Origin of the sequence: Arsukibacterium perlucidum DSM 18276 (assembly GCF_000382165.1) — a bacterium.
Classification (GTDB): Bacteria; Pseudomonadota; Gammaproteobacteria; order Enterobacterales; family Alteromonadaceae; genus Alishewanella; species Alishewanella perlucidum.
The window spans coordinates 1-15,642 of sequence record NZ_KB907718.1 but is presented as its reverse complement, the minus strand read 5'-3'; the positions used below and the strand labels follow the sequence as shown (position 1 = coordinate 15,642).

The following is a 15,642-nucleotide window of genomic DNA, read 5'->3' as shown; positions in this document are numbered from 1 at the left end:
GAAACTGTCAGGCGGTAAGTCTGCAAGGTTCACGATGTTGATGGCCCAACTACCAGACTTACAAACAACTGAACAGCCATTACCTGACTATCACATTGTATTCAGCCGTCGCAGAACCCTGGCAATTGTGGTAAGGCAGGGCAGGGTAACTGTCCGGGCGCCGGTTGGTTGTAATACTAAGCAGATCCAGCAACTTATAGTCGCTAAGCAACTCTGGATAAGACGGCACTTGTTAAAGCAGCAGGCGCAGATGCCAGTATTGAGCTGGCAACAATCCGCACAAATATTGTTCGAAGGAAAGCTACTACAGGTTGTGTTTTGCAGAGCGGGCAAAAGTGAGGTTTTGCTCGATAATGATAATGTGATCATTGCGGTCAGTGCACGTGTCGCCACTGCTAAGCTGGCTGCCTGGCACGATAAATTGCTACATAGCTGGTTAAAAGCGCAGGCAGAGGCCAGGTTCCCGACGCGTTTGTCATTCTGGGCTGATTTTATGAAGGTTAATTATCGTGAGCTGAAACTTGGTATGTGGCAGCGTCGCTGGGGTTATTGTGATAGTTTTGGCGTGATAGGTCTGAATTGGCGGCTAATAATGGCCCCAAACTGGGTTAGTGACTATGTGATGGTTCATGAACTGGCCCATCTGCGGGTTATGGACCACTCTGTACGTTTCTGGCAAACAGTTAGCCAATACTTACCGGATTATCCGCAGGCCCAAGCCTGGTTGAGTTATAACCAACGGCAATTAGTTGAGTAAAAAAGTCCAAAAAAAGCGCCGGTTAAAAACCGGCGATAAAATAAGGACAACTGAAATTTCAGGGAGAGAAGTAAACACAACATTACAACTAATAACTCTGACTGGCCTGAACTTAAAAAATTCCATAAAAAATTATTTTTTTTCACTTTTTTGCATTTTTGTTGAGTTCTGGTTTACTCTGCCTGACAATTCTGGCTGGGCTGATATAGCGATAATCGCCGCGCCAGCTACTGACCAACGGAAATTTAACTATGACCAACCGATTGCGCTTATTGCAGCTGAGTAAACTGCTTGATGTTACCCGATTAAATGACCAGGACGATGCTCTGCAGATGGCTGACTGGTTACAACAGCTACCGCAACTGCCTGTACCTATCGCAGCATACTGCGTTTATCCGGATTATCTGCCACAGCTCAGGCAAGTTATCGCTGACGCCAGGCAACCGTGCGCCTTAGCTACGGTGGTTAACTTTCCTGCTGGTGAATTACCGCTTACTGTGGTTTGTCAGCAAATTAGTGATGCCCTTGCAGCAGGTGCCACTGAGATTGATTGTGTTATGCCATATCAGGCACTATTGCGTGGCGATCATCAACACGTTAGCCAGTTTTTAACGGAAGTTCGCCGATGTTGTGGTGCTAGTTGCCTGAAAGTAATTATTGAGTCAGGCGAACTGATTACGGCTCAGCAGGTTGCCAGAGCGACAGAGATAGCAATTGACTGTGGTGCAGACTTCGTTAAGTCATCAACTGGTAAAGTTGCAGTAGGCATCACAGACGAAGCTGCCCGGATTATGCTGACGATAATTGCGGCTGCCGATCGGCCTGTGGGCTTCAAAGCATCAGGTGGCGTTCGCACTATCGCTCAGGCTTTACAATTAATCGATTTATATGAGCACATAACCGGTATTACTGCGACCAGTTCAACTATGCGAATTGGTGCGAGCGCGTTGGTTTCTGAATTAGCAGAGCAGCTGGCTGTTGACTAGCGAATTATCTGCGTCGTTTATCTGGTTTTAATTGAGCAAACTGGCTCAGTAGTTCCTGATAGCGTTTACGATGATGCTCCGGCAATGGCATGTTATCTACAATTCTAAAAGCCTTTTTACAGCGCTCAAGCAGGTTAGCTCCGGGCTTGTGGTTTTGCGTTTTAAGTAACTGCAGGCTACTTTGAATAACGTTTAACGCACAACCAGTATTCATTGGCGCCAGTTCCAGCGCTTGCTCAAATAAGGCAAGTGCGACCTTGTGCTGACCTTCTTTATACTGGCGGATGCCATCTTTATTTAATTGGGCGAAATGTAGTTGTTGTGACTGGTTCTGACGTTGCTGCTCGGATAACAGACGTTGCAGAACCGGATCTGCCCGAAGCTCAGGGTCAATGCCACAGGCCAGCTTATCTGCCTGTTCAAATTCTCCAATCTGATTAAGCAATAATACGATGTCAGGTAGTACTTGTTGCTGTGTTTCAGCGTGTTCAGCAACTGCTGCGTAGGTTTTTTTCGCCTGAAACTGCTGGCCATTTAACGAATCAAGCCTGGCCTGACATAAAATTTCAAACAAATCAAAATCAATATCCCGGATCAAACTGTCATCCCGTCGTGCCCGCTGTAAGGCGATAGCTACTTCCTGCGAATAACGGTTTCGCTGCTGTGGCTCCTGACTCAGAGTTGCCGCGGCTATAATGCTGCGAATATAATTTAGTAAATGAACAACATCCTGCCGGATTGATCTACGGGTAATTTCATACAACTGTTTACTTGCTAACACCTTGGCGTTGGTATCTTCCAGAGCGTGGGCGATATCCATATACAAATATTGACGCTGCATAGAAAAAGGGGCTATTTCGGTAGCAGCCTGAATACAACTGAACGCCTGTTCAGGATCGTTTTCAGCCAGATAGCTGCGCGCTTTAATATCATAGGCTTCAGCAAATAAGCGATTATCCGCTAACGCTTCATCGCACAGCGCCTGACTTTCTGAAAACTGTTGCTGATCAAAGCATACCCTTGCCATCAATAATAGCGCCCAGCCATTACGTCTTTGCTCCAGACAACTATGTAAAACCTGCTTTGCCTCAGCAAAACGTTGTAACTTTATTAAATTTTCGGCAAGTACCCGTTTGCAGAATTGCTGATACCGACCAGCTTCACTGATCTCCTGCTGACAAAACTCTATTACCTGTTCAGAATTATTGTCAAAAAGCGCCTGAAACAGTTCTGCTAACTGGGCTTTCTTGTTTTGAATCCGAATTATCCTGCTGCGCAAGACACTTTGTGAAAATGGCTTTACAAGATAATCATCAGGTTCAAGTTCAACAGCGCTCACTACTACCGGCACAGAGTTCTCTCCGGTAATCAGCATAAAAATACTGTGAGGTTTCAGCAGTTTCTTTTCGCGTAAATCTTCAAGCAACTGTTTACCATTTTTACCAATGCCAAGATGATAATCGACAAACAGAATGTCATAATCAATATTGCTGCATTTTGCCAGCGCCTGCTCACCAGTCGGCGCAAACGCCACGTTGGTTGCGCCCATTGAATAAAGCACACCTTTAAACATTAATTGGAATGCGCGTTGGTCATCAACGATCAACACCCGTTGATTTTCCAAAGTCTTATTTTGCATTTGCGCCTTAACCGTAATCTGAATAGGTTAAGTGTCGGAAATATGGTTAAGTTTAGCAAGCAAATTAATTTTAGAAGGACGATTTGGATAAGTAGACGGGGGGCAAATAAAAATGGTGGAGGGGGAAGGATTCGAACCTTCGAAGGCAGTGCCGGCAGATTTACAGTCTGATCCCTTTGGCCACTCGGGAACCCCTCCACGAGTGGGCGCATATTACCAAACTGTCTTTTGATGTAAAGCATTTTACTTAACTTTTTTGGACGACAGCCGATAAACCAAACAACTCTTGTTTAATTAAGCTGCTATGACAACCATCATTAACGAATGGCAACTCGATTGCCGGCTCAACAAGGCCATAAATCATCAGCACAGGGCAGATTTTGCACTGTGGCTGGCGTTTTTGTCACCCGCCGTTAATGAAATGGCAGAGTTCCAGACGCCTCAAACAGAGTCAGCATCACAAAAAACAGATTTATACGCCAGATTTTCGCTGATGCAGCCAAGAGGTTATGGTTGGCAAGAACATGATCTTGCTAAATTAACCAGGCATAGTCAGGCTCTTCACTCCGGTGGCTTACGCCAACTTAAATTACAACAGTATTTAATGGATGGGCCGCTAGTGTTGACAGACAATAAAGCTCAACTGGCACCTGAAGTGCTGCAAAACTTAGATGTTCACAGCAAGCGTCGGCGTGGTGGTGTAGAGCTTAACCGGTCGGAGGCTGATCCAACTGCACTGTATGAAATCTTGCAACAAATGACGCATAGGGCAGCCTGATATTAACGTCGCTGCTGTTGCTCTGCAGCAGCCAGGGCACCGGAGATGACGTGTTGGCTACATTGCTTAAATTTTTTGCCACTGCCACATGGGCAACGATCATTACGGCCAATATTCAGCGCTGCTGAAGCAGTAATCTCACCATCGAAGTAATACCATTGACCACTGAATATAAAACGCGAGTTCTCAGACAGCGTCTCCAACTTATTATTGTTAATATAGCTGGCAACAAAGCTCACAGAGCCGCTATTACCAGAAAGTGCAGCCAGGCTTTGCGACCAGTCAGAAACAGTCAAACCAACAAAATGTACTGAATTGGCAAATTCTGCAATTTGATCTTTTGAATTAGCTTCGCGTTGCCCGGGATGATAGGTTTGAAAAATATACTCAATATTTTTACAACAGTAAGCGCTATATCGCGAACGCATTAGCTGCAGACAGCTATCTGCAGTGGCAACACCTTCAAGCAATGGTTGACAACATTTACTGAAAAGCAGGCCGGAACAACAATAGCAGTTCAAAATAACCTCTGACAGCAGACGCAAATGGTAATGCCGGCACTATACCTTAATACCGGCTCATACGCAGCCCTGCTAATGAGTCTGCGTTGCCAAGTGATTAAGTTGGTAAAACCAGCGCTGCTGACTGGCGGCACATTGACTTAGCTGCAAAGTGAGCTCGTCTGACATGAGCTGACTAAAATTAATAATCACCCTGCAACTGCTGGTATGTAATAACTGATGCAAGGTTTTTGCAGGATTTTTTATCGTATCAGGATGAATAACCAGTATTTTTCCTACAGGTAGTTGTAAATAGTTAGCCAGAGCCTTTGACGGCAGTTGCTTTGGTGCTACTAGTACAATCCAACCTGTTTCGCTGCAATGCCGTTGTAACAATTTAATCAGTAATTGCTCTGCGCTGGCAGCTGAAGCCGTGGTGAGTTCCTGATAAAACGGTTTGGCAGATGCCACGGTTGTGGCTAATCGCTGTAAGCGTCCAGTGCCTCTCTTAGCAGTCAAGCCCGTGGCATCTGAAATGTGATGAGGTAAAAGTGCAGTTGCTAACATACTTTGCTCCAGCTGTTTATTTGTACAGTGTATGGATATACAGTAGTCACTGTTTAAAATAAACGCAAGTATTTTTTATTATGATTTGGTTGGCGGGTACTCTTTGCCTGCTCTGCCTCGTCTTTAGCAATAAGTTAATAATGCTTATTTATCACTGGCTAGACCATTTATCAGCTAATTTAGGTTAGAATTGCCGGCCAAAGTAAAAAAATGAGTGCCTGATTGATGTTGTTAGACGATTTTGTCACCCGTTCTGCCGAAGGTTTTAGTTTCAGCCGGTTGCAGTCCTGCAGTTTTGCCAAACAGATAGCGACTGATTTTAATCCCATTCACGATGTGGACGCTAAAAGGTTTTGCGTACCGGGTGATTTACTGTTTGCTTATTTACTCAGTCACTATGGTCTTAGCAAAGAGCTCAGCTGCACCTTTGCCGGCATGGTAAGTGCTGATGTCCTGTTACATTGTGAGCAACATGGTGAAGAACTGAGGATATGTGACGCGCAGGGTAAGGTCTATTTGTCTTTGCAACAACAGGGGGAGGCAAGTCATGATTTGTCAGTGATAGAACCTTTAATTCGAGACTATGTGCAGTTTTCCGGGCAAAACTTCCCGCATATCCTGCAACCGCTGATGCAGCAGCATAATGTCATGATCCACCCCGGACGGCCCTTAGTTATCTATGAGAGTATGGCCTTATCTTTTGACACTTTACCCACTGCGACAGTGGAACTGAGCCTTGCGGCCTCTTCTTTGCAAGTTGAAGGTAAACGCGGCAATGTTCTGCTGCAGTTTGTTCTGACCCAGAACGGCCAGCAAATTGGTCGTGGCGAGAAGCGAATGATTTTAAGTAATTTGCAAGCCTATGATGAAGAGCATATGCAACAGATGATCGCTGAGTACGATCGCCGTAAAAACCTTAGCAGGGCACAGTACTAAGCCACTTTTAATAGATACATAAAATCAGCTATAGTGGCAGCTTATTGTCCGTAAAGGCTTTTTTATGTTGCAGGCTTGCTCATTACAACCTGGTTTTCTGGTGGTGCATGCCAATGCACCAGAGCAATTGCGTGCGCTAGTGGTAAATTGGTTGCAACGCTATCCACTTATGCCACTCGAATCAGAACAAATTCTGGTACAAAGTAATGGCATTGCTCAGTGGCTTAAACTGGCACTGGCCAATGAACCTGACGCCGCGGAACCTGGCTGCGGTATTGCCTCAGCTATCGACGTGCAATTGCCTGCCCGTTTTATCTGGCAACTTTACCGTAAGGTACTGGGCCAGAATGAAATCAATGAACGCTCTGCGTATAGCAGGGAACTGCTGCGTTGGCATTTACTGAGTTTACTGCCCGAATTACCCGATAATCAATGCTTTGAGCCGCTACGGCATTTTTATGCCGACGACCCGACGTTGCTTAAAACCTATCAGCTGGCAGAGCAACTGGCCGCACTGTACGATCAGTATCAGGTGTACCGGGCAGACTGGCTTAACCTTTGGCAACAAGGCCAGGATCAACTGGTTACTGCCCGTGGTCAGTTGAGCGCACTTAAACCGGAACAACTATGGCAAAGCGCATTATGGCGCATCTTGCACTGCAAGATCAGTGAGCAACAGCTTGGTGACAGCCGGGCAGAAGTACATCAGCGTTTTATCGATAAATTAGCGGCCTTGCCGGCAGCTGAAGCAGCCAGCTTAATTCCCCGACGATTAATCATTTTCGGTATTTCGGCGATGCCGCAGCAAAGTTTACAAGTACTGGCGGCAATAGCGCCTTTTTGCCAGGTCCTGCTGGCGGTACATAATCCCTGCCAGCATTACTGGGCAGATATAATAAGTGAAAAAGAACTGTTAAGGGCAGAGCGTCATCGCCAGCCTTATAAAGCTGGGATGCCTACTGATATCAGCGAAGAGCAATTGCATGTGCATGCTCAGCCGTTGTTAGCGTCCTGGGGAAGGCAGGGCCGTGATTACATCAGATTACTGGATGAGTTTGATGAAACAGCGCAATACAAAAAACTGTTCGTTAATCAGCGGATTGACTTGTTTCAGCCACCTGCCAGCCGTCATTTACTGGGGATGTTGCAACACGATATTTATGATTTAAGACCTGTTCAGGACAGTCAGCAACATTGGCCGGCAATATCAGATACCGATCAATCCATTCAGTTTCATCTGGCACACAGTGCGATGCGTGAAGTAGAGATCTTGCATGACCAGTTGTTAGCTGCGTTTGAACAGGATCACAGTCTGAGACCGCGCGATATTATGGTAATGGTACCTGATATCGCCGGTTATGCACCGCTGATCCAGGCAGTATTTGCCTCTTTAAAACCAGAAGACCCGCGCTACATTCCTTTTACTATTGCTGATTTACCTCCCGGAACAGAGCAGCCGATGTTTAAAGCGGTTAAGCAGCTAATGGAGTTGGCACAAAGCCGTTTTCAATTGAGTGATATTCTGGATTTGCTTGAAGTCCCTGCAATACGTCATCGTTTTGCCATTGAGGAGTCCGCTTTACCGTTATTGCATCAATGGCTGCAGGGGGCTGGAGCCCGCTGGGGGCTGGACGCGACTCAGCGCCAAAGCCTGGATTTACCTGGCGGCTTGCATCAGTTCAGCTGGCAGTTTGCACTGGACAGGATGTTACTGGGTTTTGCCACCGGACCACTGTCAGACACAGAGCAGAGCACAGAGGGCTGGCATGGCATTGAGCCATATACAGAGATCAGTGGCTTGGAGGCAGCACTGATAGGCCCTCTGTATCAGTTACTGGCAAAATTAAAGCACTACTGGCAGTTGTTACAGCAACCGCACAGTCCCGGGCAGTGGCAGCAATTGTTAAACGCAATGCTGCAAGATTTTTTACAGCCTCAGCTCAGCGATGAGCAGGCTTTGCTGGCGCAGTTAAATGAAGCATTAGATGAGTGGTACAGCCATTGCCAGCAAGCGGGGCTTGCCACATTGCTGCCTGCACCTATTGTGGCTGAAAGCTGGTTAAGTTTAGTATCGCAACCAGGGGTGCAGCAACGGTTTTTATCCGGCGGAGTGACATTTGCCACTTTGCTGCCGATGCGGGCGATACCATTCCGGCATATCTGTTTACTTGGGATGAATGATGGTGCATTTCCGCGCCAACAGCCACGGCAGGATTTTGACTTAATGCAAACAGATATGCGGCCCGGGGATCGTTCGCGCCGCGAGGACGACCGCTATCTGTTGCTCGAAGCGTTATTATCAGCGCGCGACCGGCTGTACATCAGTTGGGTAGGTCGCAGTGTTCATGATAACAGTGAGCGGGCTCCGTCAATGTTGATTGGCCAGTTACGCGATCATCTTGCGCAGTGCTGGCGGCCTGTCGGCGAGCATTCTGTTACCGATGCCGGAAAACAGCTTTTAGCGCAGTTGACGATTGTGCATCCGTTGCAACCTTTTAGTCCGCGTTATTTTAGTCAGCAAGAGCCGGGTTTATTCAGTTATCAGCATGAATGGCTTGCTAAAAGCATTCCGGTGGTTACTGACAAAAAACTTAGCGACTGGCAACCGGGCGAGCCAGTCAGCTTGCGTCAGCTAAGCGATTTTATGCGCGACCCGGTGAAGAGCTTTTTTACCCAACGGCTGGCAATTTGGCTGGGCCAACCTGATCTTGCCGGCGAAAATGACGAGGCTTTTGCTTTAGATGGCCTCAGCCGCTGGCAGTTACAGCAGCAGTTACTAGCCCGTGTGCAACAAGCCCTGGCTGATAACCAGTCATTAGAAACAGCGGTCAGCAATTGTCTGGAGCAAATGAAGCGGCGCGGAGAGCTAGGGGTTGGAGCCGCAACCAGTATGCATGCCGGGCAATTAGCAGAGCCCGTATTGGCCCTGGCCGGGCGACTTGCACAATTGCAGCAGACGTATCCCATTTGCCACAAAGCGCGGGCAGTGCAATGGCATCATCAGGCAATTGAATTACAAGACTGGTTAAGTCAGTTAAGACAAAATGCCAGTGGCCAGCAATGTCAGCTGTTATTAAGTGCCAGTGCAATTATTAAACAACGCAAGTATCAATGGCGGCATCTGGTGTTGCCCTGGCTTAGTCATTTACTGGCTAATACGCTGGGGCCTTGTCAGACGATAGTGTTAAGTCAGGCCGGCGAAATAACTTTTGCAGAGCTGACAGTCACCACTGCAACCGAGCAGCTTAGCGAGGTATTGAGTTGTTACCTGCAGGCGCATCAGGCGCCCTGGCCGTTAGAGCTAGAGTGTGCCATGTTGTACCTGCAGCAGAGTGAAGCTGGCAAACTTAGCACTGAGCAAATTCTGCAACAATGTGAAAAGCGTTATTTGGGTGATAGCTTTAATCCGGGTATTGTTCAGCTTAACCCTTATTTGCAACGGTTGTTCCCTGATTTCCGGCGGCTTGCCGGAAGCGGCGACTTTATGCGATTTGCTGAACAACTGTACCAGCCGTTGCTAAATGCAGTATCACCGGCCGGTAAACTTGAGGAGACGGAATGAAGCAGCCTGAAGCGCTCGATCTGTTGACCCTGCCACTTAAAGGTAACCGCTTAATTGAAGCCAGTGCCGGCACCGGTAAAACTTTTACAATCGCTGCGCTATATTTACGTCTGATACTGGGCCATGGTAAAGCACAAGCTTATCAGAGGCCCTTAACGCCACCAGAAATTCTGGTTGTAACTTTTACCGAGGCGGCAACTCAGGAGTTACGCGACCGCATTCGGTTACGCCTAACCGAGGCGGCGCAAGCATTTCGTCATGGTGAGAGCACAGATGGTGTGCTTGCTGCTTTACTGGCTGATTATTCAGAAGCTGAATTTGCTTTTTGTGCCAGGCGTCTTGAGTTAGCAGCACAATGGATGGACGAAGCGGCAATTTCAACCATTCATGGCTGGTGTAACCGGATGTTAGCAGAACATGCTTTTGCCAGCGGTAGTTTGTTTAGCCAGCAACTGAGTACCGACCTGACTGCCATGAAGTTACAGGCAGCTCGCGATTACTGGCGTAGCTTTTATTATGACTTGCCTGAGCATGCGCTGAGTGAATGCCTGAGCTACTGGCAAACGCCAGAGCAGTTATGGCAAAGCGTCGCTAAACTTAGCAGTTACTATCAGGAACGGCTGGCAACTGAAAACTTTAGTTACGCGGAACCCAAAACGGCTATTGCCCAATGCCAGGCAGAACGTCAGGCTCAGCTGCAACAGCTTACAGAACAGTGGCGGCAGTGGTTACCGGAAATAACTGAATTACTTAACCAGGCTATTACTGAAAAAGTTGTAAATGGCAGACAATTGCAGCAACGTTATCTGGATAACTGGCTGCAAAAGTTGGCTGCCTGGCTGCAGGCACCCGACACAAGCCTTGATTTAGGTACCGGTTGGCATCGATTATCGCCACAGGGAATAGCAGAGTGCTGGAAGCAGCCGCCGGTGCCTGATCATCCGGCATTTGCCGGTATTGTCCATTTACAAGCAGCGCTTCAGGGGCTGGCACAACCACGCCAGTTATTAATGCAGCATGCTGCCAACTGGCTTGCACAACGCATACAGAGCGAGCTCAGCCAGCAGGCGTTAATGGGCTTTGACGACATGTTGCTCAGACTGCACAGGGCACTACATGGTGCGCAGGGCCGCGATTTAGCGGCGCTGGTCCGTAGTCAGTATCCGGTTGCATTAATAGATGAGTTTCAGGATACCGACCCCATTCAGTACCAGATATTTTCAGCAATCTATCTGGAACATCCTGCTACATCCAATGCCGGGTCAGGAGCTGAAGACCAGTATGCCCTGCTGCTGATTGGTGACCCTAAACAAGCTATATATGCGTTTCGGGGCGCCGATATTTATACCTATCTGCAAGCTAAGCTTGCTACAACGGGGCGGCACTACACCTTGGATACGAACTTCCGCTCAGACGTCAGGCTGGTGAGCGCGGTAAATTATATCTTTGGTGAGGCGGAGGCGCGTGCCGGCGGAGCATTTTTGTTTCGGCAGGGCAATGACGTCGATAACCAGGATCCACTGCCATTTAATCCGGTTAATGCCAGGGGGAGCAGCTGGCAGCTGCATATCGGACAACAATCTGCGCCAGCACTGACCGGCTGGTTGCCGGATTTCAAAACCGATAAAGCGCTTAGCCGTCAGGCTTATCTGGATTTATATGCCAGTGGCTGCGCCAGTTATGTCACAGACATCTTGCAACAAGCCGCCAGTGGTGCCACTTATCTTATTAACGATGATGGCCAAATGCGACAGCTTAAGCCATCAGATATCGCTGTTTTGGTAAACAATCAGAATGAAGCTCAGGCAATCAGAGACCAGCTGGCTCAACGTCAGATCCGCAGCGTATATTTATCTGACCGGGAATCGGTATTCAGCTCTGCCACTGCAGCTGATTTACAACTAATCCTTTGTGCCTGCGCTGAACCCGAACAGGACAGCTTACTTCGCTCAGCAATTGGTTGTCGGACTATTGGTCTAAGCCTGAATGAGCTTGATCAGTTGCAACAACACGAACTTAAGTGGGAGCAACTGTGTCTGCAGTTTAAAAGCTATCAGCAGCAATGGCGCCGTTACGGAGTGCTGCCGATGTTGCGCAGCCTGCTATTTGATTTTGCAATACCGGCTCGCCTGCGGCAGAGTGCGGACGGTGAAAGGGCACTTACTGATTTATTGCATCTGGCCGAGCTGTTACAACAGGCCGCCCAGCAACTGGATGGCGAGCAGGCATTGTTGCGCTTTTTAGCTGAACATATTCAGCAGCAAGCCAGTGGCGATAGTGAGCAACAGAAAGTCCGGCTGGAAAGTGACGCTGAGTTGGTACAGGTTATTACTATTCACAAATCAAAAGGTCTGGAGTACCCGTTGGTCTTTCTGCCATTTATTTGTGCCGCCCGGCCGGTTAATGCCAGGCAATTACCAGTAACTTATCGCGATGCGCAGGGCGGTCAGTGTTTTAGCTATCAGCCCGATGAACAGGTACTGGCGGCGGCAGAGCAGGAGCGGTTAGCTGAGGATATTCGTAAATGCTATGTCGCGGTTACCCGGGCTAAGTATGCTTGCTGGCTGGGTTTAGCGCCGCTGGCAGAAACAAGTGCTATCAGTTATTTACTTGCGACCTCAACAATTGAGCCTGCTGCTTTTTCGGCACAGGTGCACGCTGTCTGGGCAGGTTGTCCGGCTATCAGGCTGGAAAGTCTGCCAGCGGCTAGCCAAGATGTGTACCAAGCTGGCGGGCCATGCAACCAAACAGCAGTTGCCCGACAAATGAAGCATACCTTCCGCCAGACATGGTGGATTGCCAGTTACAGCGCCTTAACCAGGCAACTGGGAGAGAACAGTAGTCTGGCGCTAAGCGGTCCAGAGCGGGCCAGTGATAAATTATTGCCGGAGCTTTTTAACGAACATATTGCTGAGCCAACAGCAGAGCAGTATCAGGAACCTGGCATCCAGTACCAGTTTGTTGCCGGGCCGCAAGCCGGTACTTTTTTACACGGTATGCTGGAATGGATGGGAAAGCAGGGCTTTGCAATTTTCGGCCAGCAGCCGGAGTTACTTACAATTGAGCTTACTAAGCGCTGTCAGCTGAGAGGCTGGCAAACTGACGGCACTGCATTGCAGCAATGGTTAATACAGCTGCTACATTGCAGTTTTACGCTGCCCGGTGCAACCAACGTGGCTCCGCTAGCCCTGGCCGGGCTTGCCAGCTATCAGGTAGAGCTGGAATTTTGGTTACCGTGTCAGCAAATTGATATCCAACGTTTAGATCAACTATTGCAGCAACATATCTGGCCCGGACAACCGCGACCGGCGTTATTGGCCGGGCAGCTTAATGGCATGTTAAAAGGCTTTATCGATTTGGTATTTTGTCAACAGCAGCGCTACGTGGTGTGTGATTACAAATCTAACAGGGCAGGACAGTGTGCCAGCGCCTATAACGATGAAGCACTGCAACAGATCATGTTACAAAAGCGCTACGATTTACAGGCGGTGCTGTATTGTCTGGCGCTGCATCGGTTATTGCGCAGCCGGGTAGCAGATTATGATTATGAGCGGGATACAGGTGGTGCTATGCATTGGTTTATCAGAGGTGTGGCAGCGCCACAGCGTGGTATGGTCTGGCTGAAACCATCACTTGAGTTAATTAATGTACTCGATCAACTGTTCCGCGCGGAGGCCATTGATGCAAGCTGAGCGCATGCTGGAGCAATGGCAAACACAGGGGTGGTTGCGTCCGCTGGATCTGGCTTTTGCCAGCTTTATTGCCCGCTATGAGCCGGCGCAGCCATTAGTCTGGCTAGCCGCAGCGCTTTGCAGTTATCAGTTAAAACAGGGTCATGTTTGTCTGGATCTGGCAAAACTGCAAGCTGATCCGTTGTTAACTCTGGGTCTTGGTGCAGAGCTGGCGCCTAATCTGCAGCATGCCTTGCAACAACAGCTTGCTGCAGCCGATGTCGCACAGTGGCACTCAGCTCTTAGTCAGTCTGCCGTGGTGGATAGCGGGACGGGTACTAATCCACTGGTATTAACCGGTAACCGCTTATATCTGCGTCGCTACTGGCAATATGAGCAGGATATCGCGGCGCAGATTAATCAACGCCTGGCGCAAAATGAACAGTTAACAGCCCAGTTGCCGGCGGAGGTGTTGTTGCCTTTAATCAGACAGCTGTTTCAGCAGAGCGCTCCGCAACAAAGCTTGCTGCAACCCGACTGGCAGCAACTGGCCTGTGCTTTGGCATGTCGCAGCGCTTTTACCGTAATTACCGGAGGCCCGGGTACCGGTAAAACGACTACCGTAGTACGTTTGCTGGTGTTGTTGCAATTGTTACAGCTTAGCCGGCAACAGCCGCTACTTGAAATTCGGCTGGCTGCCCCTACTGGGAAGGCAGCTGCCCGACTAAAGGACAGCATCAGTGGTGCTATAAGCCGGCTGGCAGCAATTAACATCGCTGGTTTCAGCCAGATTCAGCAGGCTATCCCGGTAAACGTCGTTACTATTCACCGTTTATTAGGCGTACGCCCGGGCAGCAAGAGCTTGCGGTTTAATCGTTATCAACCACTGCCGTTGGATATTCTGGTGCTGGATGAAGCTTCGATGGTTGATGTTGAACTGATGGCGTCACTGTTACAGGCATTACCGGTAACCGCCCGGATTATTTTACTGGGTGATAAAGATCAGCTGTCCTCGGTGGAGGCCGGTGCTTTATTAGCTGAGCTTTGTAAAAAGGCCAGTGCCGGGGACTATCGTCCGGCAACAGTTTCCTGGTTAGCCGCGCAAACCGGCCAGCACATTCCCGATGAGCTTATCAGTAAAGATGGCAGTTTATTGTCACAGCATATTGTAATGCTACGTCATAGCCATCGTTTTGGCCAGGACAGTGGTATTGGTCAGTTGGCGGCAATGGTGAATAAGGGGCAACTTGACTCTGCTATCTGGCAAGAGTTTCCCGCCGAATTAATGTTACTAAAAGAAGCCGGTACTACCAGTGCTGATTTTCATCAATTAGTGTTAGATGGTGGTAAGGTAGCTCAAGGCTATGGCTACCAGCATTACTTATCTTTAATCATTGACGATCCGTTGCAACCTGAACAACAGGATAGCTGGGCCCAACAAATCTTGTGTGCTTATAGCTGCTTTCAGGTATTGGCTGCCACGCGCAAAGGTGAGTTGGGGGTCGAGCTACTAAATCAGCAAATTCAGCAGATTCTGGCAAGGGCTGGCTTAATTGCGCCAGAGCATCAGTGGTTTGCCGGAAGACCGGTGATGGTTACCCGCAATGACTATCAATTAGGGTTGATGAATGGCGATATTGGTATTTGTTTGCCAAAATTAATAGTGCAGGAAGATGGTAGTGTTGCCAGCACCCTGCGAGTGGCGTTCGCTGTGGCCGATGGCATTAAATGGGTTATCCCGGCCCGGTTGAATGCCGTTGAAACAGTTTTTGCGATGACGGTGCACAAATCACAAGGCTCAGAATTTCGCCATACAGTACTTGCGGTTGCGGCAAATGATGACGGCATGCTAAATCGGGAATTGCTTTATACCGCTATTACCCGTGCATCTGCTCGTTTTAGCCTGATTTGTGCTGAACCCAGGCAATTGGAGAACGCAGTCCGACGCCAGACCTTGCGTGCAGGTGGTTTGTCATTAGCACTGGCAGATTAGTTTCTGAGGAGCCTGGTTGTTTTTTAGGCAAACGATTTAGTTTCGTTAAAAAGCGCTTGCAGAGTATTTTAAACTCCCTATAATGCGCATCCACAGACGGAGCAGCGGCAGCGCAGCAAACGACTGAGAAAGATTACTGAGAATGGCGCAAGCGGTTCTCGCTTCACTCTCCCAAGGGACGAGTTTGAAGCACGCTCTTTAACAATTAGCAATCAATTATCTGTGTGGGCACTTATGATGATGTTCGTGTAAA

11 protein-coding genes and 1 tRNA gene are annotated in these 15,642 nt (G+C 48.5%); 8 read left to right on the top strand and 4 right to left on the bottom strand.

The window, feature by feature from the left end; genetic code table 11:
• Window positions 1-40 precede the first annotated feature (40 nt).
• The 3 genes from H141_RS0113025 to deoC are packed head-to-tail and all read left to right on the top strand — an operon-like array spanning window position 41 to window position 1,743.
• Window positions 41-757 carry a M48 family metallopeptidase gene (locus tag H141_RS0113025; RefSeq protein WP_169337179.1) on the top strand — a complete coding sequence of 239 codons (717 nt, stop codon included), beginning with the start codon at window positions 41-43 and terminating at the stop codon, window positions 755-757.
• Window positions 750-1,043: a hypothetical protein gene (locus H141_RS0113020; RefSeq protein ID WP_019676716.1), complete on the top strand. Its 294-nt coding sequence runs from the start codon at window positions 750-752 to the stop codon at window positions 1,041-1,043. The genes H141_RS0113025 and H141_RS0113020 overlap by 8 nt, the downstream gene beginning before the upstream one ends.
• Window positions 1,009-1,743 carry a deoxyribose-phosphate aldolase gene (deoC, locus tag H141_RS0113015; protein WP_019676715.1) on the top strand — a complete coding sequence of 245 codons (735 nt, stop codon included), beginning with the start codon at window positions 1,009-1,011 and terminating at the stop codon, window positions 1,741-1,743. Before H141_RS0113020 ends, deoC begins: the two co-directional genes overlap by 35 nt.
• Window positions 1,744-1,747: 4 nt before the next feature.
• Here deoC and H141_RS0113010 read toward each other — a convergent pair whose 3' ends face one another.
• On the bottom strand, window positions 1,748-3,382 hold the full coding sequence (locus H141_RS0113010) for a response regulator (protein ID WP_019676714.1): 1,635 nt from the start codon (window positions 3,380-3,382) through the stop codon (window positions 1,748-1,750).
• A gap of 113 nt (window positions 3,383-3,495) precedes the next feature.
• Window positions 3,496-3,580: transfer RNA gene (locus H141_RS0113005), tRNA-Tyr, on the bottom strand.
• 106 nt (window positions 3,581-3,686) lie between these two features.
• Between H141_RS0113005 and H141_RS0113000 the strand changes: the two genes are divergently transcribed.
• Complete coding sequence (locus H141_RS0113000) at window positions 3,687-4,160, top strand: VC2046/SO_2500 family protein (protein WP_019676713.1); 474 nt, start codon at window positions 3,687-3,689, stop codon at window positions 4,158-4,160.
• A 2-nt stretch (window positions 4,161-4,162) separates the two neighbouring features.
• Here H141_RS0113000 and H141_RS0112995 read toward each other — a convergent pair whose 3' ends face one another.
• Together H141_RS0112995 and H141_RS0112990 are read right to left on the bottom strand one after the other, a co-directional pair.
• Window positions 4,163-4,588, bottom strand: a complete 426-nt coding sequence (locus H141_RS0112995) for a YchJ family protein (protein ID WP_240473127.1) — start codon at window positions 4,586-4,588, stop codon at window positions 4,163-4,165.
• Window positions 4,589-4,753: 165 nt separating this feature from the next.
• Entirely contained in the window at window positions 4,754-5,227 is a 474-nt protein-coding gene (locus H141_RS0112990; protein WP_019676711.1) for a hypothetical protein, read from the bottom strand.
• 225 nt (window positions 5,228-5,452) lie between these two features.
• Here H141_RS0112990 and H141_RS0112985 point away from each other — a divergent pair, with 225 nt between their 5' ends.
• The 4 genes from H141_RS0112985 (at window position 5,453) to recD (ending at window position 15,389) form a co-directional block, all read left to right on the top strand.
• Window positions 5,453-6,163, top strand: coding sequence for a DUF3581 family protein (locus H141_RS0112985; RefSeq protein WP_019676710.1), 711 nt, complete (start codon window positions 5,453-5,455; stop codon window positions 6,161-6,163).
• 64 nt (window positions 6,164-6,227) lie between these two features.
• Window positions 6,228-9,725: an exodeoxyribonuclease V subunit gamma gene (gene recC, locus H141_RS0112980; RefSeq protein ID WP_019676709.1), complete on the top strand. Its 3,498-nt coding sequence runs from the start codon at window positions 6,228-6,230 to the stop codon at window positions 9,723-9,725.
• On the top strand, window positions 9,722-13,417 hold the full coding sequence (gene recB / locus H141_RS0112975; RefSeq protein WP_019676708.1) for an exodeoxyribonuclease V subunit beta: 3,696 nt from the start codon (window positions 9,722-9,724) through the stop codon (window positions 13,415-13,417). The genes recC and recB overlap by 4 nt, the downstream gene beginning before the upstream one ends.
• Window positions 13,407-15,389 carry an exodeoxyribonuclease V subunit alpha gene (recD, locus tag H141_RS0112970; protein ID WP_019676707.1) on the top strand — a complete coding sequence of 661 codons (1,983 nt, stop codon included), beginning with the start codon at window positions 13,407-13,409 and terminating at the stop codon, window positions 15,387-15,389. The genes recB and recD overlap by 11 nt, the downstream gene beginning before the upstream one ends.
• The last annotated feature ends 253 nt before the right edge of the window (window positions 15,390-15,642 follow it).

Excerpts from the sequence above, each read along its gene's own strand:
- H141_RS0113025 (WP_169337179.1), top strand. The coding sequence starts at position 41 with ATGGCCCAACTACCAGACTTACAAACAACTGAACAGCCATTACCTGAC.
- deoC (WP_019676715.1), top strand. The coding sequence starts at position 1,009 with ATGACCAACCGATTGCGCTTATTGCAGCTGAGTAAACTGCTTGATGTT.
- H141_RS0113010 (WP_019676714.1), bottom strand. The coding sequence starts at position 3,382 with ATGCAAAATAAGACTTTGGAAAATCAACGGGTGTTGATCGTTGATGAC.
- H141_RS0113000 (WP_019676713.1), top strand. The coding sequence starts at position 3,687 with ATGACAACCATCATTAACGAATGGCAACTCGATTGCCGGCTCAACAAG.
- H141_RS0112995 (WP_240473127.1), bottom strand. The coding sequence starts at position 4,588 with ATGCGTTCGCGATATAGCGCTTACTGTTGTAAAAATATTGAGTATATT.
- H141_RS0112990 (WP_019676711.1), bottom strand. The coding sequence starts at position 5,227 with ATGTTAGCAACTGCACTTTTACCTCATCACATTTCAGATGCCACGGGC.
- H141_RS0112985 (WP_019676710.1), top strand. The coding sequence starts at position 5,453 with ATGTTGTTAGACGATTTTGTCACCCGTTCTGCCGAAGGTTTTAGTTTC.
- recC (WP_019676709.1), top strand. The coding sequence starts at position 6,228 with ATGTTGCAGGCTTGCTCATTACAACCTGGTTTTCTGGTGGTGCATGCC.
- recB (WP_019676708.1), top strand. The coding sequence starts at position 9,722 with ATGAAGCAGCCTGAAGCGCTCGATCTGTTGACCCTGCCACTTAAAGGT.
- recD (WP_019676707.1), top strand. The coding sequence starts at position 13,407 with ATGCAAGCTGAGCGCATGCTGGAGCAATGGCAAACACAGGGGTGGTTG.